Below are 20,780 nucleotides of genomic sequence, written 5' to 3' on the forward strand. Positions count from 1 at the left end.
GAATCAGACCTTCTAACCTGTTATAAACTATTATAAATAAGTATAAAAAATAAGCCTCCGTCTTCATGCCTCCGGACTTCTCTTTTATGATCTCCAGATACCTGTATCCTGTCTCGCAGTTCCAACCTACTCACGTCCCTTCTCAAGAACCTCTCGTTCTCAATGGATCTGACGCTTTCGTCCTGATTACAGTAGGGATAAAGTCTGTGGCGGAATCTCACCGCATGTTCCTTGAAAAATATAATAAGCCACTGCAAAATCTGTTCGGGCTTCTGTATTTTCCTGCATCTGTACAGACGACCATTTTCATTCTGTTAATCCATATGAATCTTACTATCCCTGCCTGTGTTTGTCAAGCACACCACAGTTCCTGCCACCGACACTTTTCTCCGGCTGCTATGGCAACAGAGACGAGATAACAAAAAGCAGAAGGACTTCCTGCCCACCGGACAGGCTGCCTTCTGCTTTTTATTATTCCTATATTATGATTCCTCACCCATGCTCACACGCTCAATGTGCATGGCAAGATAACCGATCTCCATATCTTCCAGAGTTACCCGGAGCGCCTTGCTCATATGTTCACAGACAGTCTTCGCCAGTGCATATGATTCTGGAAACTTATACTCTACATAATCATTCATGTTAATTTTCAAAGATTCTCCGTTAAGCGCTCTTGCCACCATATATTTGACATGATTCATAAGACGGTTATAACTCAGTGAAATAATATTAATATGGATACCTTTCTTTTCTTCAATCAGGGATACACACTCTCGCACAGCTCTCGCCATTTGCATCGAAACAGAAACCGACTCCTCTTCCAACGCAGAATGAATATGAAGCGCCACATAACCAACTTCATCATCATCGATCTCTATATTTTTTTCCTTTTTCAGCATCTCTTTCAGCATGCAGGCAATCTTAAATTCACTGTAAAATAAAGCCTGTATATCTTCCGTCAATGGATTCGATATCTGCTCACCGCGTTTAATTCGCTCTACAGCAAATGCAATATGATCTGCCATCGGGAATAAAATACTTCTGTCTACTTTTCCAAATTGTTCCTCCGCTGCATTCAGGATCTGATTCGCCATCTGAAAATACTCCGGTGCTACACTTTTGATCAAATCTGCCGCGTCACCTTTAGAAGATGTTTCCTGCAGGGAATAAACGGTGCAGGTTTCCGGTTTCTCCATCCGTTCACCGATTTTTCTTCCAAATCCTGCTCCCTTCCCGAGTAGAACATATTCTTTCTGATCATTCAGGTCAATTACGATCACACCATTGTGATTTAACACTTTGCTAATACGATACATGTTTTCCCCACCTTTATCTGCCTTTGACAGATTTCCTTCACTATTCCTAGTCTAACATATATCCTTCATATTCACAAATCTGTTTTCGAAGTTTTAACACCATAGACGGTGCTACGGAAAGTTCATCCACGCCAATTTCCATAAAAGTATCCGTCAATTCCAGATCTGCGCCAAGCTCACCGCAGATTCCAACCCATTTTCCATGTTTGTGCGCATTTTCTGTCACCATTCGGATCATACGGATAATTGCCTTGTGATGGGCATTATAAAAATCATCCAGCTTTGCATTCTGACGGTCGATTGCCATCGTATACTGCGTCAGATCATTCGTTCCGATACTGAAGAAATCAACCATCTGCGCCAGTTCGTCGCTGACCATCACTGCTGCCGGTGTTTCAATCATAATTCCCTGTTCCGGAATCTGATATGGAACTCCCTTTTTTGTCAATTCGTTTTCTACTTCTTTTACAATTTTCTGGATTTTGGCAACTTCCTCTTCCGATGTAATCATTGGATACATCACAGACAAGTTCCCATATACCGCTGCGCGAAGAAGTGCACGAAGCTGTGTTTTGAAGATTTCCGGCTGTTTCAGGCAGATACGGATGGCACGATATCCCATTGCCGGGTTTTCTTCTTCACCCAGTCCAAAATAATCCACCTGTTTATCTGCTCCAATGTCCAGTGTACGGATAATCACTTTCTTTCCCGCCATTGTCTGTAATACCTGACGGTATGCACGAAACTGCTCTTCCTCCGTCGGAAAATCTTCTCTTCCCAGATACAAAAACTCACTCCGGAACAGGCCCACACCTTCTGCATCATTTTCCAGTACGGAAGGAATATCGCCCACATTTCCGATATTTGCATACAGATGTACTTTTTTTCCATTTTTCGTACAGGTTTCTTTTCCTTTGTATTTTTGCAGAAGTGCTTCTTTTTCCTCTTCCTCCTGCATCTTTTCCTTTGCAGCCACACACTGTTCTTCTGTCGGCTCTGTGATAAATGTTCCTGCAAACGCATCCAGGACAGCGGTCATTCCATTTTCCAGTTTATCCAGATCCATTTCTGTTCCGATCATTGCCGGAATATTCATCATTCTCGCAAGAATTGCTGTATGGGAATTGGAAGAGCCATGTACAGTTACAAATCCAAGAATTTTCTCCTTATCCAACTGCACGGTCTCACTCGGCGTAAGATCATCTGCAACAATAATAGATGCTTCCTCTCCTGCTTCCATTCCTATGCTGTTTCCATTTAAATTCTCAACCAGACGATTAGAAATATCTTTGACATCCGCAGCTCTTGCCTGCATGTAATCATCATCCATTGCCGCAAACATCTCTGCAAAATTATCACCTGTCACTGCGACGGCATAAGAAGCACTGACTCTTTCTGTACGGATCATATTGCGGATGGCATCCTGATAATCTTCATCTTCCAGCATCATCTGATGCACTTCAAAAATTGCCGCACTCGCTTCACCAACCTCACTTAATGCTTTTTCATATAAATGCTGAAGCTGTTCTTTCGATGTCTCAACTGCTTCTTCTACTTTTTTAATCTCCGATTCCGGATCCCCTGCTTTTTCTCTTTTTACCTGTACATCCTGTTTTTTAAGGACTGTAACCGGTCCAAGGGCAATGCCCTTGAATACCGGTTTCCCTTTATATTCCTGTGCCATAGTTTTTACCTCAACGATATTTTCCACTCTTTTGCATTCTGCAAACTTTTACAGATTTGCCTCCAAAAATGCTTTGATTCCATCTGCTGCCGCTTCTTCATCCGGTCCTTCTGCTGTCACACGTACTTCCTGTCCGCATTTGATTCCCAGTGCCATTAAAGCCATCAATCTTGTAACTTCTGCAGATTTTTCATCTTTGTAAATCGTAATCTTACTTTCGTATTTTTTTGCCTCTTTCGCAAGCATTCCTGCCGGTCTTGCATGGATTCCCTGTTCGTCTTTTACTGTGTACATAAATTCTTTCATTTGTTTAATCTCCTTTTTTCATTTTTCTTTATATAATGTTGGATCCTCCAACGGGTTTCTTAATATCTGTCTATTGCAAATAATGGTTCTCCGGCTTTGATCTCGCCTTCTGCCAGAAGTCTTACCTTGTCATTATCGTCCAGTTCTGTACAAAGGACCGGCGAACACAGAGACGGGGCATGTGCTTTCAGAAAATCAATATCAATTTCCATCAGTTTTTCGCCCTTTTTCACTTTCTGTCCATTTTCTACAAATACCTGGAAGCCTTCACCGTTCAGGCTTACTGTATCAATTCCGATATGAAGCAATAAAGATAAGCCACTGTCAGTTAAAAATCCAATTGCATGTTTCGTATCAAATACAAACACGACTTCTCCGTCCTCCGGCGCAACAATCTGTGCATTTTCCGGTGTCACAACTGCTCCATCTCCCATCATGCGTCCGGCAAATCCTTCATCCGGTGCAGTAGACAGGTCGGCTGCCAGACCTGTGATCGGACTGGACACGATAATTGTCTCTTTTACTTCTTTTGTTTCATTTTCTGCAGTTGTATTTTCTTCCTTTGTTGCAGCAACTTCTTCTGCCTGCGGAACGATTTCTTCGTCCGGTGCTGTTTCTAAATAGTCTTCAAAGTTTGACTTGATCACTGTAACTTTCGGTCCGTAAATGATCTGCACTCCATTTCCTTTATGAACCACTCCGGAAGCTCCTGTCGCTTTCAAAATGCTATCCTGTACAAGCTCCGGTTTATAAACTGTGCAGCGAAGTCTTGTCGCACAGCAGTCTACGTCAGAAATATTTTTCTTTCCACCAAGTCCTACAAGAATTCCTTCTGATACTGCATCCTCTGGATTTGCTGCTGCACCTTCTTTTCTTGCGTTGACATCTGCTCTCGTATAAAGCTTTACTTCTTCCACATCGTCACGTCCCGGTGTTTTCAAATCCATTTTCTTGATCAGGAAACTAAACAAGAAATAATAAACGATAAAATATCCAACTCCGACGATCACAATCCAGATCCAGTTTGTCTTTTCATTTCCCTGTAAAATTCCAAACAGGAACATATCGATCAGTCCACCGGAGAATGTCATTCCGACACCGACTTTAAAGACGTGCATCAGCATATAAGCAAGTCCTGCGAATACACAGTGAATTCCATACAGCACCGGTGCAACAAATAAGAATGTAAATTCCAGTGGCTCTGTAATTCCTGTCAGCATAGAAGTCAGGGCTGCGGATAATAATAAACCTGCAACTGCTTTCTTCTTTTCCGGTTTTGCTGTCTTATACATTGCAAGCGCGGCTCCCGGCAATCCAAAGATCATAAGTGGGAATTTTCCACTCATAAATCTTGTCGCGGATACTGCAAAATGTTTTACAGACGGATCTGCAAGCTGTGCAAAGAAAATATTCTGCGCACCTTCGATAGTTTTTCCAGCCACCTCTAATGTTCCGCCTACACCGGTCTGCCAGAATGGAAGGTAGAATACGTGATGCAATCCAAACGGGATCAGCAGACGCTCCATAAATCCGTAAACCCATGTTCCTGCATATCCGGATTTCAAAACAAGATCTCCGATGTGGTAAATACCAGACTGGATCACCGGCCATACAAAGAACATTAAAATTCCGACTCCTACATAGACCAGACCGGAAATGATCGGTACAAATCTCGTTCCGCCAAAGAATGATAACACCTGCGGAAGTTCGATCTTATAAAAGCGGTTATGCAGCGCCGCAACTCCAAGCCCTACGATAATTCCACCGAACACACCCATCTGCAGGGAAGTGATTCCACATACATCTGCAACTGCTCCTTCTAACATCGCGTCTGCTCCACCGTTTGCCGTAATCAGTGCCCCGATGGAAGCGTGCATGATAAAAAATGAGATTACAGATGCAAGTGCTGCAACTTCTTTCTCTTTCTTTGCCATACCGATTGCAACACCCATTGCAAAAATCACCGGCAGATTCGTGAAAATAATATTTCCGGCTGCACTCATAACCTGCAGGATCAAGTTCAGCACCGTACCCGGTCCCATAATCTTCATCAGTCCATACGTTTTCAACATTGTTTCATTGGTGAACGATCCACCAAGCCCGAGCAGCAGTCCCGCTACCGGAAGAATTGCGATCGGAAGCATGAAGGATCTTCCTACTCTCTGCAAAACTCCGAAAATTTTGTCTTTCATAGTTTTTCTTCTCCTTTAGTTTCTTGTTATAGTGTATCCGTTTTTAACATTTATATAGGAGAATTCCCCGCTTCGCGCGAGTGGGCATCTTTTCAGAGAGGTTTATGCAAGAAAAACAAAGTATCATATATACAGCAAAAAAAAGACATTACCCCTACATAAATATCAAAATACTTATGCACAGTTAATGCCTGCTTACTCAGTTACACACCATGTATGTCATATTTATAACATATCAAAAAAAGAAAGTCAAGATGTAAATTTTATAGAAATCACATACAAAATTTACATCCCGACTCACCTTTGTTGTACTGCGCACAGCTTTGGCGTGCTCATAATTTGTGGTATCCAGCTTCTTCTCTGTTTTCTTTACAGATAGTTCATAAGAAGTCGCCTCCTGCCAGGAACGGCAACGGATGTAAAGGACTTCACCGGCGTTGACTTTCTGCCATAAAATTGGCGCTGTCCCTCAGCCTTACAGTTGAAACTGACGCTCCGGTCAGCGGCAGGTATATGTCAATTATAGCAACACAGCACGACCTTGAAAAGTAAAGAAAGCCGGAATATGAATTTTATAGAAATCACATACAAAATTCACATCCCGGCTGACTACCGTTATTTGTTCTTATTTACTACAGTTTTATTTACCATAGTAGCATTTCAGATACATTTCTTTGATTTCTTTCATCAGTGGATATCTTGGGTTAGCTGCTGTACACTGATCGTTAAATGCCTGCTCTGTCATCTCATCTAATGTATCAAGGAAGTATTTCTCATCGATACCATAGTCTTTGATCGTCTTCTTGATACCGATCTTCTCTTTGAGTACTTCCAGTTTTGCAAGGAAGTTTTCAAATACTTCTTCATCTGTATTTCCCTGGCATCCTGCGAAACGTCCAAGCTCTGCATAGCGGGCAAGTGCGTGTGGATACTGGTACTGAGAAAATGTTCCCATCTTTGTCGGTACTTCTGCTGCATTATATCGCATAACTTCTGTTAAAATAACTGCGTTTGCAACACCATGTGGCAGATGGTGGAACGCTCCTAATTTATGAGCCATTGAGTGGTTCAGTCCAAGGAATGCATTTGCAAATGCCATACCAGCCATGCAGGAAGCATTTGCCATATGTTCTCTTGCAATCGGATCATTTGCTCCGTTTTCATAAGCAGATGGCAGGTTTTCAAATACCATTTTCACTGCTTTCATAGCAAGACCATCCGTGTAATCTGTTGCCATGATAGATACATATGCCTCGATCGCATGTGTCATAACATCAATACCGGATGCACTTGTCAGCCCTTTTGGGGCTGTCATTGCATTGTCAACATCTACGATTGCCATATTCGGAAGCAATTCGTAGTCAGCAATCGGCCATTTTACACCAGTCTCTGCATCTGTGATGATCGCGAAAGGTGTCACCTCAGATCCTGTTCCAGAAGATGTAGGAATTGCTACGAAATATGCCTTCTCTCCCATTTTCGGGAATGTAAATACTCTCTTACGGATATCCATGAAATCCATTGCCATGTCTTCAAAGTTTGCTTCCGGATGTTCATACATCACCCACATAATCTTTCCGGCATCCATTGCAGATCCACCACCGAGTGCGATGATCGTATCCGGCTCAAATGCGCGCATCTGGTCTGCACCTTTCTGTGCACACTGTAATGTCGGATCCGGTGCTACTTCATAGAAGCATGTGTGCTGAATTCCCATCTCATCCAGTTTCTCTTCAATCGGTTTTACATATCCATTTTTATATAAGAAGCTGTCGGTTACGATAAATGCCTTTTTCTTATGCATTACGGTTCCAAGTTCATCCAGTGCTACCGGCATACAGCCTTTCTTAAAGTATACTTTCTCAGGTGTTCTGAACCACAGCATGTTCTCTCTCCTCTCAGCTACCGTCTTAATGTTGATCAAATGTTTTACGCCTACGTTCTCTGATACAGAGTTTCCACCCCATGAACCACATCCAAGTGTGAGGGACGGAGCAAGTTTGAAGTTGTACAGATCACCGATTCCACCGTGTGAAGATGGTGTATTAATAAGGATTCGGCATGTCTTCATTGCTGCTGCATGCTTTGCAATCTTTTCTGTCTGTGCCGGATGCACATATAAAGAAGCTGTATGTCCATATCCACCGTCAGCTACAAGCTGAGCTGCTTTTCCAAGTGCCTCATCAAATGTCTTTGCTCTGTACATTGCGAGTACCGGAGATAATTTCTCGTGTGCAAATTCTTCTGAAATATCAACGGATTCTACTTCACCGATCAGGATCTTTGTATTTTCCGGAACTTTTACACCTGCCAGTTTTGCAATCTCGTAAGCAGACTTTCCAGGGATCTTATTGTTCAATGCGCCGTTGATGATGATTGTCTTACGAACTTTATCAAGCTCTTCGCCTGGTTTCAGGAAATAGCATCCACGGTATGCAAATTCTTTCTTTACTTCATCATAAATGCTGTCCAGTACAGTTACAGACTGCTCAGATGCACAGATCATACCATTATCAAATGTCTTAGAATGAATGATGGAGTTTACTGCCATCCTCACATCTGCTGTGTCATCAATAATAACCGGTGTATTACCAGCTCCAACTCCGAGTGCCGGTTTGCCGGAAGAATATGCTGCTTTTACCATTCCAGGTCCGCCGGTTGCAAGAATAATATCTGCATCTCTCATAACGGTATTCGTCAGCTCCAGTGAAGGTGTATCGATCCATCCGATGATTCCTTCCGGTGCTCCTGCTTTCACTGCCGCATCCAGAACAACTTTTGCTGCTGCAATTGTAGATGCCTTAGCTGCCGGATGTGGACTAATGATGATTGCATTTCTTGTCTTCAAGCAGATCAGTGTTTTGAAAATTGCTGTTGATGTCGGGTTTGTTGTAGGAATAACTGCCGCAACCAGTCCGATTGGTTCTGCAATCTTCTTAATTCCATATGCTTTATCTTCTTCGATCACGCCACAGGTTTTTGTATTCTTGTATGCGTTATAAATATATTCTGCTGCGTAATGGTTTTTAATAACCTTATCTTCAACGATTCCACGACCTGTTTCTTCGACTGCCTGTTTCGCAAGAGGGATACGCATTTTATTGGCTGCCATTGCTGCTTCGAAGAAAATCTTATCAACTTGTTCCTGCGTGTATGTAGCAAAGATCTTCTGTGCTTCTCTCATCGCTTTCATTTTTGCTTCAAGAGTTTCCACGCTATCAATGATTGTTGGTACTGTCTCTTTTTTCTTTGCCATCTTCTGATCCTCCTGTAAATGGTATATATGATTTCTTTCTATGTTTCATACTATACATGCTCGTTAATATTTTGTCAATTACTTTTGGTATTTTTTTAACATATTTGTTAATTTTTAAACAATCGCTTCGAAAAGCAATAATTTTCAGGAGGATTTTTGTATATATTTACCACACTATCAATGCGGTGTAATAAAGTAGCTATCATTATTTGATCTTCTCATAAAGAAGTGCTTCCAATTCTTCGTAAGATTCTGTCCGGTTGATTTCATCTCTTAATTTGGATGAGCCTTTCATTCCTTTCGTATACCAAGCAACGTGTTTTCGCATCTCGCGGATACCGATAAAGTCACCCTTGTACTCCATCTGAAGTCTCGCATGTCTTAGCATTGTCTCGCGAATCACTTCCGGCGAAGGACGTTCCGGCAGTTTTCCAGTCTTTTCGTATTCCAGAAGTTCTCTGAAAATCCATGGATTTCCCTGGGCGCCTCGTCCGATCATTACGCCATCACAGCCGGTTTCTTCCCGCATCCGGATTGCCTGCTCTCCGGTTGTCACATCACCGTTTCCGATAACCGGAATAGACACTGCTGCTTTAACCTGTCTTATAATATCCCAGTCTGCTTTTCCGGAATAATACTGCTCTCTTGTTCTTCCATGTACGGCTACTGCTTTTGCTCCTGCTTCTTCTGCAACTTTTGCGATCTCCACTGCATTAATATGCGCATCGTCAAATCCTTTTCTGATCTTCACTGTCACAGGTTTCTTTATTGCTTTTGCCGTCTTTGACACAATCTCATAGACAAGCTCCGGTCTTAACATAAGTGCAGAACCTTCTCCGTTCTTCACAATCTTCGGTACCGGGCAGCCCATATTGATATCCAGGATCTGAAATGGAAGTGGTTCGATCATTTTCGCGATCTCACTGATGATATCCGGCTCCGATCCGAACAGTTGCAATGAAACCGGATATTCTTCCGGATGAATCGCCAATAAAGTCTTTGTATTTTTATTCTTATATTGCAGTGCTTTCGCACTGATCATCTCCATACATAAAAGCCCTGCCCCCTGCTCTTTGCAGAGCAAACGGAAGGGCAGGTCTGTAACCCCCGCCATCGGTGCGAGGATATATGGATTTTCAAGCTTTACTTCTCCAATCTTCATGCTTAACGTTTCCTGTTCTTTTGATAAATAATATGAAGTCCTTTTAAAGTCAGCTGAGGATCATACACATCAATCGTATCTGTTTCTGCAGCAATGATTTTTCCAAGTCCTCCGGTCGCAACGACTTTTGCATTCTCATAACCAGACTCTTTTTTCAACTGATTGATGATATATTCTGTCTGTCCGATCTGTCCGTAGACCAGACCGCCCTGCATTGCCGAAATCGTCTCTTTCGCCAAAATAGATGCCGGTTTCTTAATCTCGATCGCCGGCAGCATATCTGCCTCACCCCACAATGCCTGCGCGGAAGTGCGGATTCCCGGAGCAATCACACCTGCTTCAAATGTGCCATCTGCTCCGACAATATCATACGTTGTCGCTGTTCCAAAATCTACAACAATAACAGGTCCTCCAAATAATGTATATGCTGCAACCGCATCCACGATACGATCAGCCCCTACCTGTCTCGGATTCTCTGTAACGATACGGATTCCGGTCTTAATTCCTGCTGAAACAACCATCGGTTTTACGCCAAAATATTTAATAATTGCGCTTCCTAAAGAATGCATGATATCCGGAACTACAGAGGCGATAATTACGTCTGTAATCTGTTCGCCTTCAATTCCATGTCTTTCCACCAATTCACGCAATGTGATTCCATATTCATCTGATGTACGCGGTTGTTTTGCCTTCATACGGAAAGTACCGGAGATCTTGTCTTCCGAAAAAATGCCGAGTGTAATGTTTGTATTTCCCGCATCTATAACTAATAACATATTTTCCTCCTACAGCTCTTCTCCCAGGAAGAACACTTTGTAATATAACTGCAGCGACTGCAGTAATTCCTGTTTTTCTCTCTGAAGCTGTTTGATTTTCAACTGGCTTCCAATATCATCAAACATCGGATCTCCCTCTTCAGATGTCACTTCAAAACACAGCTCTCCGTTTTCTTCATAGACCAGTGTCAGTATGCCACCTACGTCGTGTACATATAACACACACATGATTTTCAGTTCGTCTTTGATATGATCCGGTAGTCCTGAAAAATCAGGATTCAGATAATATTTTTCTTCATAAGAATTTGCCCCACAAAGGACGATTTTCTCTTCGTACATAATACCTCCGCTATTTTACAACAGTTTATCCCGGCTGTCTATACATATCCGTAGATTCCTCGCACAGACACTTCTCCGGCATAGATTTCACGCTCAGTGCCATCCGGCAGAACTACGATCAGCTCACCGGTATCGTTAATTCCTTTTGCGTGTGCTTCATATGCTCCCGCCGGATCCAATACCCGCACATCCCGGTCACGATTAACCAGACACGCTTCATATGCCTCCCGGATTCCGGACAAATCTTCCCGCTGCACAAACTGTTCATAATATTGTTCAAATCTTTCCATAACCGTCGCAATAACTCCGGCACGCTTTACAGGCTTGCCCGTCTCCACCTTCAAAGATGTTGCCGTCTCTTTGATCTCATCCGGAAATGTTTCCTGATTGACGTTGATCCCAACTCCGATCACAACATAATTGATATAATCAATTTCCGTACTCATCTCCGTCAGGATTCCGCAGATTTTCTTCTTATTCAGTACGATGTCATTCGGCCACTTGATTCCCGCGTCCACACCAAGCACATCCCTGATTCCATCTGCTACCGCAAGCGCCATTACAAGTGTCAGCATCGGTGCTTTCACCGGCGGTATCTCCGGTCTTAATAAAATAGTCATGGAAACACTGTTCCCAGACGGTGACTCCCAGCCGCGTCCGCGTCTTCCTTTACCGGCAGTCTGTCGATCTGCGACAAACAGTGTACCGTGTACTTCACCTTTCTCACCCGCCGCTTTCGCCTGATTATTCGTGGAATCCGTCTCGTCGTAGTAAACAACCTGTCTACCCGCCCATTTTGTCGTAACCAGACTTTCAATTTCTGCTTTTGACAAAACATCCGGACTATCCAGAAGGCGGTAGCCTTTATTGCGTACCGCCTCAATTGTGTAACCTTCTTTTTTTAACTGTTCCATTACTTTCCAGACTGCAGTCCTTGACACCTGAAAATGATCACAAAGCTGCTGCCCGGATATATAAGAGCTGCTCTCTTTCAGCAGTCGTAAAATCTCTGCTTTCATCTTATCGCTCCGACTTTCTATCTCTCACCAAGTGTTGCAACCATAACCGCTTTGATCGTATGCATACGGTTCTCTGCCTCATCGAATACCTTGGACTGTGAAGATTCAAATACTTCATCTGTTACTTCCATATCTGTAAGACCATATTTTTCATAGATTTCTTTACCGATTTTGGTCTTCAGATCATGGAATGCAGGCAGGCAGTGCAGGAAGATTGCTTTCTCTCCGGCATTATCCATTACTTCCTTCGTAACTTTATATGGTGACAGTTCTTTGATTCTCTCTGCCCATACTTCATCCGGTTCACCCATAGATACCCACACGTCTGTATAAATAACATCTGCACCTTTGGTTCCGGCTTTTACATCCTCTGTCAAAGTAATGGTTCCGCCGCTTTCTTTTGCATAGCCTCTGCATGTTTCAACAAGCTCTGCATCCGGGAAATATTTTTCAGAAGTACATGCTGTAAAATGCATTCCCATCTTCGCACACGCAATCATCAGAGAGTTACCCATGTTATACCTTGCATCGCCCATGTATACAAGATGGATATTTTCCAGTGTTCCAAAATGCTCACGGATCGTCAGCAGATCTGCCAGCATCTGTGTCGGATGATACTCATTTGTCAGGCCATTCCATACCGGCACACCTGCATGTTTTGCCAGTTCTTCTACACGTTCCTGACCGAATCCACGATATTCGATACCATCAAACATTCTTCCGAGTACTCTTGCTGTATCTTCAATACTCTCTTTCTTGCCAATCTGGGATCCACTTGGATCCAGATAAGTGGTTCCCATTCCCATGTCATGTGCCGCCACTTCAAAAGAACATCTGGTTCTTGTACTTGTCTTTTCAAAAATAAGCGCAACATTCATGCCTCTGTATTTATCTACCGGAATTCCTTTTTTCTTCTTATCTTTCAGATCTGCTGCCAGATCCAGCATGTAGGTAATCTCTTCCTTTGTAAAATCTTTCAGTGTTAAAAAATGTCTGCCTTTTAGGTTCATCCTTCGTGTCCTTCTTTCCTTATTGTCCAGTCAGCCTTTTTGGCCGTTGTTTAGCCGTTGTTTATTTTATTTATCTTTTCCACCAATCTCTGCCATGGACTTCACCAGTCCTGCCATGCCCTGGATCTCGGATGGAATAATAATCTTGGTTGCTTTTCCGTCTGCTGCCTTCTCAAATGCTTCCAGGCTCTTCATTGTCAGCACGGCTTCATCTGCTCCTGCTTCTTTCAGGAAACGAATACCGTCTGCATTCGCCTGCTGCACCTTTAAGATTGCTTCTGCTTCACCTTCTGCTTCACGGATCATTGCTTCCTTCTGTGCCTCTGCTTTCAGGATTGCTGCCTGTTTCTCTGCTTCCGCATCAAGGATTGCCGATTCTTTATGACCTTCTGCTACCAAAATTGTTGACTTCTTCTCACCTTCTGCACGCAGGATTGCTTCACGTCTCTCACGCTCTGCTTTCATCTGTTTCTCCATTGCGTCCTGAATAGCTGCAGGTGGTATGATATTTTTCAGCTCTACACGATTTACTTTAATTCCCCATGGATCTGTTGCCACATCCAGGGAAGCACGCATCTTCGTATTGATCGTCTCTCTGGAAGTCAATGTCTGGTCAAGTTCCAGATCACCGATAATATTACGAAGTGTCGTTGCTGTCAGATTCTCAATTGCCATGATCGGATTGGCAACTCCATAACAGAACATCTTCGGATCTGTGATCTGATAAAACACAACTGTATCGATCCGCATTGTTACATTATCTTTTGTAATAACCGGCTGTGGCGCAAAATCTACAACCTGTTCTTTCAGATCAACACGTCTTGCCACACGGTCAAAAATCGGAACTTTAAAATGAAGTCCCGTACTCCATGTTGCCTGGTAAGCCCCCAGTCTTTCGATTACAAGTGCCTCTGCCTGTCTGACAATCTTCACACAGGATATAATAAGCATCACAACAATCAATATTAATATTGCTAAAAAAATCGTATTTAGTGCCATCATCTTTACTCCTCCTCTTTTCTTCTCTCTCTGACAATAAGCTTCACACCTTGGATACCTTCCACTACAACGATCGTATCTTTTGCGATCTTTCCATCCGGTTCGTCTGTCTTTGCCGACCATTCCTGTCCACGGATTTCTACATGCCCTGCTGCCTGCAGTGTATCAATATCTTCTGTCACCAGTGCCTGTTCCCCAATAAGACTCTCAGCGTTCGTCTTCTGCCGCTCTTTATTAAAGTACTTCACGGCAAGTGGTCTTGTAAGCACCAGTAATATAACAGAAACTATGAGAAATGCAACAACCTGCACAGGCAGACCGAAGCCGATCACTCCGCTCACAAATGCCACCAGCGCTCCGCCGGCAAACCAGATTGTCGTAAGTCCCATAGTCAAGATCTCGATAATTAATAATATTACAAATAATATAAGCCAGTATACAGTCTGCATAAATATTCCTCACTTTGCTCCGTGCTTCGCACTCCCTCAATCTGCCCGAGCCCCAAAGTCTTGCATCCACTTATGAGTAAACTCATGTGGATGCCGGACTTTTTGTCTCTGGTATCATTATCTTACTATATTTTCTCCGATAACGCAATTCTAACTGTCTACTGACTTCTTTATGATTTTATGAATTTTTCTCTGTATTTCTTCTCTGTCTCTTCACTTCAAACATCAATACCGAAGCGGCTATTGCGGCATTTAACGACTCCACCTCTCCGCTCATTGGAATAATGATATAGTGATCTGCCATTTTCGAGGTTTCTTCACGCAGCCCGTTCCCCTCATTTCCAATCAGGAATGCACAGGAGAAAGCATAATCTTCTTCATCATAAGACTTCTCCCCGTCCAGATGCGCCGCGTATACTTTAATCCCGGCATCTTTGATCTTGTGGATTGCCTTCAGGATATCTTCCGCATAATAAAACGGCATCCGGTAAATAGAACCCATCGTTGAACGGATTGTTTTCGGATTGTAAATATCCACACAGTCACGGCTCATGATCACACCTGTTACACCTGCGCCTTCTGCAGTCCGCACGATCGTACCCATATTTCCCGGATCCTGCAAATTATCCAGCACTAGCAGATGCCTCTTTTCGCCTTTTAACAAATCCTCCAGCTTATAGGATTTCTGCCGCACAACACAGAGAACACCCTGTGGTGTCTTTGTATCCGATGCATGCGCAAATACAGTATCCGTCAGCACTTCTATGTGCACTCCGGCTTGCCCTGCAATCGCATTTACCAGCACTTTTTCTTTTTTATAAAAAGATTCAGATACATATACTTCCTGTAATTCATCCACCGGCACTTCCCGGAACATCCGGATGCCTTCCACAAGAAATACATGTTCTTCATCTCTTAATTTTCTCTTCTTTTTTAAATTAATCAGTCTTTTAACTTTTCCGTTTGCTGTACTTGTAATCATTCTCTCTGTCCCTTAATAACTATAATATTGAAGCACCTCTGATTATGGTGCCTGCAAATCGCTTTTTACTTCACCTTTTTCACAATAATTGTTATACTTTGAAACGGTATCCGACACCCCAGATTGTCTCGATATACTGAGGGTTGGATGTGTCCATCTCGATCTTTTCACGGATTTTCTTAATGTGCACGGTTACAGTTGCGATGTCACCGACAGATTCCATATCCCAGATTTTCTGGAACAGTTCATCTTTGGAATACACATGATTCGGGTGTGCCGCAAGAAATGACAACAGATCAAATTCTTTTGTTGTAAATGTTCTCTCTTCTCCATTTACCCATACTCTTCTTGCAGTCGTGTCAATCTTAAGTCCTCGGATCTCGATCACTTTATTTTTTTCTGCCATGCTTCCGATCAACCGATCATATCTTGCAAGATGTGCTTTCACACGTGCCACCAACTCGCTCGGGCTGAACGGCTTTGTCATATAATCATCCGCTCCCAATCCCAGTCCACGAATCTTATCAATATCATCTTTTTTTGCTGATACCATAATGATTGGTGTGTTCTTCTCATCTCTGACCTTCCGACAGATTTCAAATCCATCTACCCCCGGAAGCATCAGATCAAGAATCAGAAGATCATATTCTTCCTGAAGTGCTTTCTCAAGTCCACTGTCTCCATCATTTGCAACTTCCACTTCAAATCCGCTCAGTTCCAGATAGTCTTTCTCCAGATCTGCAATCGTCTCTTCGTCTTCAACTATTAAAATCTTACTCATTCAATGGTACCTCCTGATATTTTCTCAAAACAAAATACATCGTTGTTCCTGTGTCTTCTCTGCTGGTTGCCCAAATCTTACCACCATGCTCTTCCACAATCTTCTTAACAATAGAAAGCCCGATACCGCTTCCGCCTTTGGAAGAATTTCTTGAAGCATCCGTTCTGTAAAAACGGTCGAAAATATTTGGCAGATCCTTGGCTGCAATTCCTTTGCCGTTATCTTCCAGTTCAACCTGAATAAAGTCACCGACATCTTTTACACGAAGATTGATGATCGGTTTGCTTTTATCCATATATTTCAACGAATTATTTACAATATTATGCACAACACGCTTGATCTGTTCCGCGTCTGCAATCACTTTCACTTCTGGATCTACATAATTAAAATATCCAAATTCTACATTTTTTGACTCCAGTTCCAGCGACAAATCTTCTGCACAATCTGTGAAATAATCATTTACAGATATAATATTGAAGTTATATGGAATACGGTTTGTGTCAATCTTGGAATACAATGTCAACTCATTGATCAGTGTATTCATCTCATTCGCTTTATTATAGATCGTGCGGATATATTTGTCCATTTTCTCCGGTGTATCCGCTACTCCGTCCATGATTCCTTCTGCATATCCTTTGATTGCTGTCACCGGTGTCTTAAGGTCATGGGAGATATTACTGATCAGCTCTTTGTTCTCCTTGTCAAACTGAATCTTCTCTTCTGCACTGTCCTTTAACCGCTTACGCATATCTTCCAGATCACTGCAGAGCTGGCCGAGCTCATCATCAGACTCCGGTTTGATCTCAAAATCCAGATTACCTTCTTTGATATTATAAGCTGCCCTCTTCATCTTTGACAACGGACGCATGATTCCGCGGTAGATCCACATGAGCAAAATAAATGCCGTTGCGATTAAAACAATAACAACCACACAGATCAAGTCTACAAAAAGCTCCTCCACTTCTGGTATAACATTCTTCATGTCTGTAACGATAAATGCGCTTCCTTTTTCTCCGCTTCGATATTTAAAATCAATCTGCTTGATCAGTACCTGAGCATTGCCACCCAGATAAAGTCCATTTTTCGCATCGGCATCTGCCTCACCATACTTCGGAAGCTGACGGATCACATATTTTGTTTCCCCACTGTCTGTACCAATGTAAACAATGGTACTTCCTTTTCGCACAAGCAGATAGGCTTTTTTCTTTTCCAGTTTTTTATTTACTTTCTCAAGTCTGGTCGCATCGCCCATCTCTTCCGGATCTTCGGCAATAATCTTCTTTAGTTCTTCATACGGCTTCTCAGTTACTTTTGACAATACCTGCATAGAATTTGATAAGCTCTCCCAGGTTGTATCCGTAACTCCATATGTCTTTTCGATTGAGCTGATCTGATGTCTGCACAGGACTATTCCCATAGTTGTTGTCAATATAATCGGAATCAGCGTAATCGTTAAAAATGCTATCACAAGTCTTGTTCTTATTTTCATAGGAACACCTCCAGACTCAAGTATAGCATGAAAAAAGGCGCTTCACATCAAAGCGCCTGTAAACATTTCTAAAAATTTTATAAATATGCTTTCAGTACATCCACCTTATCTGTCTTTTCCCAGGAGAGGTCGATATCTGTACGTCCAAAGTGTCCGTAAGCTGCTGTCTGCTTGTAAATTGGTCTTCTCAAATCCAGCATTTTGATAATTCCTGCCGGACGGAGATCAAAGTTCTCGCGGATGATCTCAACCAGTTTTTCATCAGATACTTTACCGGTTCCAAATGTATCTACCATAATGGAAGTCGGATGAGCAACTCCGATTGCGTAAGAAAGCTGGATTTCACATTTCTTGGCAAGTCCTGCTGCAACAATATTTTTCGCAACGTAACGTGCTGCGTACGCTGCTGAACGGTCTACCTTTGTGCAGTCTTTACCTGAGAATGCTCCGCCACCGTGACGTGCCATTCCGCCGTAAGTATCTACAATGATCTTGCGTCCTGTCAGTCCACTGTCTCCGTGTGGTCCACCGATAACAAAACGTCCTGTCGGGTTGATAAAGAATTTTGTATTCTCGTCTACCATCTCTGCCGGAAGTACTGTGTCAAATACATATTTCTTAATATCTTCGTGAATCTGCTCCTGTGTCACATCCGGATCGTGCTGTGTAGATAAGACAACTGCATCCAGACGTTTCGGAACATCATTTTCATCATATTCTACTGTAACCTGTGTCTTTCCATCCGGTCTCAGATAAGAAAGCGTTCCGTTCTTCCTTACTTCTGTAAGTTTTCTTGCCAGTTTATGCGCCAGAGAAATCGGATATGGCATCAGTTCCGGAGTCTCATCCGTTGCGTATCCGAACATCATACCCTGGTCGCCGGCTCCGATCGCATCAATCTCATCATCGCCCATTGTATGCTCTTTTGCTTCCAACGCTTTATCAACTCCAAGAGCGATATCTCCAGACTGCTCGTCAATTGCTGTGATCACACCACATGTCTCTGCGTCAAATCCAAATTTTCCTCTTGTATAGCCAATCTCTTTTACTGTATCGCGTACGATTTTCTGAATATCAACATAAGCATTTGTAGTAATCTCACCCATAACGAGAACCATACCTGTCGTTGTTGTTGTCTCACAAGCCACACGGCTCATCGGATCCTGTTCCATCAATGCATCAAGAATCGCGTCTGAAATCTGGTCGCACATTTTATCCGGATGTCCTTCTGTAACGGACTCGGATGTAAATAATCTTTTTTCCATGTCATTCTCCCTTCTACTTTCTCCCGGGGACGGGGATTTTCTAGAAAATCCCCGTCCCCTTTTAAAAAAGACCTGTCCCTTTTTATGTTATCCACATAATCATCCACAATGCGAAAAAAACAGTCCACAACAAGTGGACTGTTTATATTCTCATATATCAATCTTCTTATTGTTCGATTACTCGCTCAGGTTGGCACCTTCCCATGATGGGGGTTGCCGCAGCTTCACAGATCCTTTGTACCTCCACTGCTCTGAATAAGAGAAAGTTAGCAATATTTATTATTTTCTTTGTTACCTTATAAGACTTTACACGTTTTAACTGTTCTTGTCAACTGATTTATCCAACTTTTAATTTGAATTTCTGAATTTCTTTCTCAGTTTCTACTTTTTCGATAATACCGCCAAGACCTCTGAGCTTCTCTTCGAATCTCTCATATCCTCTTTGGATATATACAATATCATCTACAATTGTAATGCCTTCTGTTGCAAGTCCTGCAATACAAAGTGCAGCTCCTGCGCGGAGATCCGGTGCACTCACTCTTGCTCCGCTGAACTTCTCAACACCTTCGATAGTTGCTGAGTTGCCTTCCACTTTGACATTCGCTCCCATTCTGGCAAGTTCGTCCAGATATTTGAAACGATTTTCAAAAATACTCTCTGTAATTGTGCTTGTTCCCTTGCAAAGTGCAAGCGTCACACCAATCTGTGGCTGCATATCCGTTGGAAATCCAGGATATGGAAGTGTCTTCACATGTGTACTTGTAAGATCTCCCTTGGATACAACACGCACTGCATCGTCAAATTCTTCTACCTCACAGCCAATCTCTTCCAGCTTGGCAATCGTAGCTTCCAAATGCTTCGGAATGACATTCAATACTGTCACATCTCCTCTGGTTGCCGCTGCCGCAAACATAAATGTTCCGGCCTCAATCTGATCCGGAATAACCGAATACTCTGTACTGTGAAGCTGTCTGACTCCACGAATCTTGATCACATCTGTTCCTGCACCACGAATATTCGCTCCCATGCTGTTCAGGAAGTTTGCCACGTCTACAACGTGTGGCTCTTTAGCCACATTCTCCATAATTGTAAGACCGTCTGCCATCGCAGCCGTCATCATTACATTGATCGTAGCGCCTACACTGACAACATCAAAATAAATATGTTTACCAACAAGCTTCTCAGCTTCTGCCATGATCTTACCATATTCAATCTCTACTTCTGCGCCCAGTGCACGGAAACCTTTCAGATGCTGGTCAATCGGTCTGCTTCCGATATTACATCCTCCCGGCAGTGCCACTTCCGCATGTTTGTACTTTCCGAGCATCGCGCCAAGTAAATAGTAAGATGCACGGATCTTTTTAATATAATCATATTCTATACTGAAATCATGAATGCCTCTTCCGTTGATCGTCACAGTATGACGGTCAATTCTGTTCACTGTCGCTCCGATTCCGGCAATTGCGTCCAGTAATACATTAATATCGTTGACATCCGGAAGATTATCAATCTTAACTGTCTCATCTGTCATGATCGCAGCCGCAAGAATCGCAAGTGCCGCGTTCTTTGCTCCCCCTATTTCGACCTCTCCGACTAACGGATGGCCACCTTTAATAATATACTGTTCCATTAACCACACCTCTATATAATATTGCTGTCTATGATATAAGCATATTGGATATAGCAGTTATGCCCATTTTGTTCTCTTAAAAATCTAAAACAGGAAGACTCCCACTTCCTGAGTCTTTGCTATTA

Annotated in this window: 17 protein-coding genes and 2 riboswitches; all 17 genes read right to left on the reverse strand. The window is 42.7% G+C overall.

What is annotated here, in order from left to right; translation table 11 throughout:
• Positions 1–82: 82 nt before the first annotated feature.
• A riboswitch (cobalamin riboswitch) is annotated at positions 83–267 on the reverse strand.
• Positions 268–482: 215 nt separating this feature from the next.
• Positions 483–1,316: a PRD domain-containing protein gene (locus H8S07_RS08795; RefSeq protein WP_118660972.1), complete on the reverse strand. Its 834-nt coding sequence runs from the start codon at positions 1,314–1,316 to the stop codon at positions 483–485.
• Positions 1,317–1,362: 46 nt separating this feature from the next.
• The gene (gene ptsP / locus H8S07_RS08800) at positions 1,363–3,000 is read right to left on the reverse strand and encodes a phosphoenolpyruvate--protein phosphotransferase (RefSeq protein WP_186855892.1); all 1,638 of its coding nucleotides are present in this window, start codon (positions 2,998–3,000) and stop codon (positions 1,363–1,365) included.
• A gap of 48 nt (positions 3,001–3,048) precedes the next feature.
• A complete protein-coding gene (locus tag H8S07_RS08805) occupies positions 3,049–3,306 on the reverse strand; it encodes an HPr family phosphocarrier protein (RefSeq protein ID WP_021860209.1) in 258 nt (85 codons plus the stop codon).
• A 59-nt stretch (positions 3,307–3,365) separates the two neighbouring features.
• On the reverse strand, positions 3,366–5,498 hold the full coding sequence (locus H8S07_RS08810; RefSeq protein WP_186855893.1) for a PTS transporter subunit IIABC: 2,133 nt from the start codon (positions 5,496–5,498) through the stop codon (positions 3,366–3,368).
• A 640-nt stretch (positions 5,499–6,138) separates the two neighbouring features.
• Positions 6,139–8,754, reverse strand: a complete 2,616-nt coding sequence (gene adhE / locus H8S07_RS08815) for a bifunctional acetaldehyde-CoA/alcohol dehydrogenase (protein ID WP_021860211.1) — start codon at positions 8,752–8,754, stop codon at positions 6,139–6,141.
• A gap of 205 nt (positions 8,755–8,959) precedes the next feature.
• Positions 8,960–9,916, reverse strand: coding sequence for a tRNA dihydrouridine synthase DusB (dusB, locus tag H8S07_RS08820; protein WP_117538314.1), 957 nt, complete (start codon positions 9,914–9,916; stop codon positions 8,960–8,962).
• 2 nt (positions 9,917–9,918) lie between these two features.
• Positions 9,919–10,692 carry a type III pantothenate kinase gene (locus H8S07_RS08825; protein ID WP_021860213.1) on the reverse strand — a complete coding sequence of 258 codons (774 nt, stop codon included), beginning with the start codon at positions 10,690–10,692 and terminating at the stop codon, positions 9,919–9,921.
• A gap of 9 nt (positions 10,693–10,701) precedes the next feature.
• Positions 10,702–11,031 carry a DUF6145 family protein gene (locus H8S07_RS08830; protein ID WP_021860214.1) on the reverse strand — a complete coding sequence of 110 codons (330 nt, stop codon included), beginning with the start codon at positions 11,029–11,031 and terminating at the stop codon, positions 10,702–10,704.
• A 38-nt stretch (positions 11,032–11,069) separates the two neighbouring features.
• On the reverse strand, positions 11,070–12,050 hold the full coding sequence (locus H8S07_RS08835; protein ID WP_186855894.1) for a biotin--[acetyl-CoA-carboxylase] ligase: 981 nt from the start codon (positions 12,048–12,050) through the stop codon (positions 11,070–11,072).
• 17 nt (positions 12,051–12,067) lie between these two features.
• Positions 12,068–13,060 carry an ornithine carbamoyltransferase gene (gene argF, locus H8S07_RS08840; RefSeq protein WP_021860216.1) on the reverse strand — a complete coding sequence of 331 codons (993 nt, stop codon included), beginning with the start codon at positions 13,058–13,060 and terminating at the stop codon, positions 12,068–12,070.
• 66 nt (positions 13,061–13,126) lie between these two features.
• A complete protein-coding gene (locus H8S07_RS08845) occupies positions 13,127–14,059 on the reverse strand; it encodes an SPFH domain-containing protein (RefSeq protein ID WP_408640168.1) in 933 nt (310 codons plus the stop codon).
• Between the two features lie 5 nt (positions 14,060–14,064).
• Positions 14,065–14,508: an NfeD family protein gene (locus H8S07_RS08850; RefSeq protein WP_021860218.1), complete on the reverse strand. Its 444-nt coding sequence runs from the start codon at positions 14,506–14,508 to the stop codon at positions 14,065–14,067.
• Positions 14,509–14,686: 178 nt separating this feature from the next.
• Positions 14,687–15,490, reverse strand: coding sequence for a TrmH family RNA methyltransferase (locus tag H8S07_RS08855; RefSeq protein WP_186855895.1), 804 nt, complete (start codon positions 15,488–15,490; stop codon positions 14,687–14,689).
• A gap of 91 nt (positions 15,491–15,581) precedes the next feature.
• On the reverse strand, positions 15,582–16,271 hold the full coding sequence (locus tag H8S07_RS08860; protein ID WP_021860220.1) for a response regulator transcription factor: 690 nt from the start codon (positions 16,269–16,271) through the stop codon (positions 15,582–15,584).
• Positions 16,264–17,760, reverse strand: a complete 1,497-nt coding sequence (locus H8S07_RS08865) for a HAMP domain-containing sensor histidine kinase (protein ID WP_186855896.1) — start codon at positions 17,758–17,760, stop codon at positions 16,264–16,266. Before H8S07_RS08865 ends, H8S07_RS08860 begins: the two co-directional genes overlap by 8 nt.
• A 77-nt stretch (positions 17,761–17,837) precedes the next feature.
• Positions 17,838–19,025: a methionine adenosyltransferase gene (gene metK / locus H8S07_RS08870; RefSeq protein WP_021860222.1), complete on the reverse strand. Its 1,188-nt coding sequence runs from the start codon at positions 19,023–19,025 to the stop codon at positions 17,838–17,840.
• Positions 19,026–19,188: 163 nt separating this feature from the next.
• Positions 19,189–19,287: riboswitch (SAM riboswitch) on the reverse strand.
• Between the two features lie 75 nt (positions 19,288–19,362).
• Positions 19,363–20,655, reverse strand: a complete 1,293-nt coding sequence (locus H8S07_RS08875; protein ID WP_021860223.1) for a UDP-N-acetylglucosamine 1-carboxyvinyltransferase — start codon at positions 20,653–20,655, stop codon at positions 19,363–19,365.
• Positions 20,656–20,780 lie beyond the last annotated feature (125 nt).

The sequence above is a fragment of the Dorea hominis genome, assembly GCF_014287705.1.
GTDB classification, from domain to species: domain Bacteria; phylum Bacillota; class Clostridia; order Lachnospirales; family Lachnospiraceae; genus Dorea_D; species Dorea_D hominis.

Bases quoted from the DNA above. Each gene is read 5' to 3' on its own strand.
- H8S07_RS08795 (WP_118660972.1), bottom strand. From the start codon at position 1,316: ATGTATCGTATTAGCAAAGTGTTAAATCACAATGGTGTGATCGTAATT.
- ptsP (WP_186855892.1), bottom strand. From the start codon at position 3,000: ATGGCACAGGAATATAAAGGGAAACCGGTATTCAAGGGCATTGCCCTT.
- H8S07_RS08805 (WP_021860209.1), bottom strand. From the start codon at position 3,306: ATGAAAGAATTTATGTACACAGTAAAAGACGAACAGGGAATCCATGCA.
- H8S07_RS08810 (WP_186855893.1), bottom strand. From the start codon at position 5,498: ATGAAAGACAAAATTTTCGGAGTTTTGCAGAGAGTAGGAAGATCCTTC.
- adhE (WP_021860211.1), bottom strand. From the start codon at position 8,754: ATGGCAAAGAAAAAAGAGACAGTACCAACAATCATTGATAGCGTGGAA.
- dusB (WP_117538314.1), bottom strand. From the start codon at position 9,916: ATGAAGATTGGAGAAGTAAAGCTTGAAAATCCATATATCCTCGCACCG.
- H8S07_RS08825 (WP_021860213.1), bottom strand. From the start codon at position 10,692: ATGTTATTAGTTATAGATGCGGGAAATACAAACATTACACTCGGCATT.
- H8S07_RS08830 (WP_021860214.1), bottom strand. From the start codon at position 11,031: ATGTACGAAGAGAAAATCGTCCTTTGTGGGGCAAATTCTTATGAAGAA.
- H8S07_RS08835 (WP_186855894.1), bottom strand. From the start codon at position 12,050: ATGAAAGCAGAGATTTTACGACTGCTGAAAGAGAGCAGCTCTTATATA.
- argF (WP_021860216.1), bottom strand. From the start codon at position 13,060: ATGAACCTAAAAGGCAGACATTTTTTAACACTGAAAGATTTTACAAAG.
- H8S07_RS08845 (WP_408640168.1), bottom strand. From the start codon at position 14,059: ATGGCACTAAATACGATTTTTTTAGCAATATTAATATTGATTGTTGTG.
- H8S07_RS08850 (WP_021860218.1), bottom strand. From the start codon at position 14,508: ATGCAGACTGTATACTGGCTTATATTATTTGTAATATTATTAATTATC.
- H8S07_RS08855 (WP_186855895.1), bottom strand. From the start codon at position 15,490: ATGATTACAAGTACAGCAAACGGAAAAGTTAAAAGACTGATTAATTTA.
- H8S07_RS08860 (WP_021860220.1), bottom strand. From the start codon at position 16,271: ATGAGTAAGATTTTAATAGTTGAAGACGAAGAGACGATTGCAGATCTG.
- H8S07_RS08865 (WP_186855896.1), bottom strand. From the start codon at position 17,760: ATGAAAATAAGAACAAGACTTGTGATAGCATTTTTAACGATTACGCTG.
- metK (WP_021860222.1), bottom strand. From the start codon at position 19,025: ATGGAAAAAAGATTATTTACATCCGAGTCCGTTACAGAAGGACATCCG.
- H8S07_RS08875 (WP_021860223.1), bottom strand. From the start codon at position 20,655: ATGGAACAGTATATTATTAAAGGTGGCCATCCGTTAGTCGGAGAGGTC.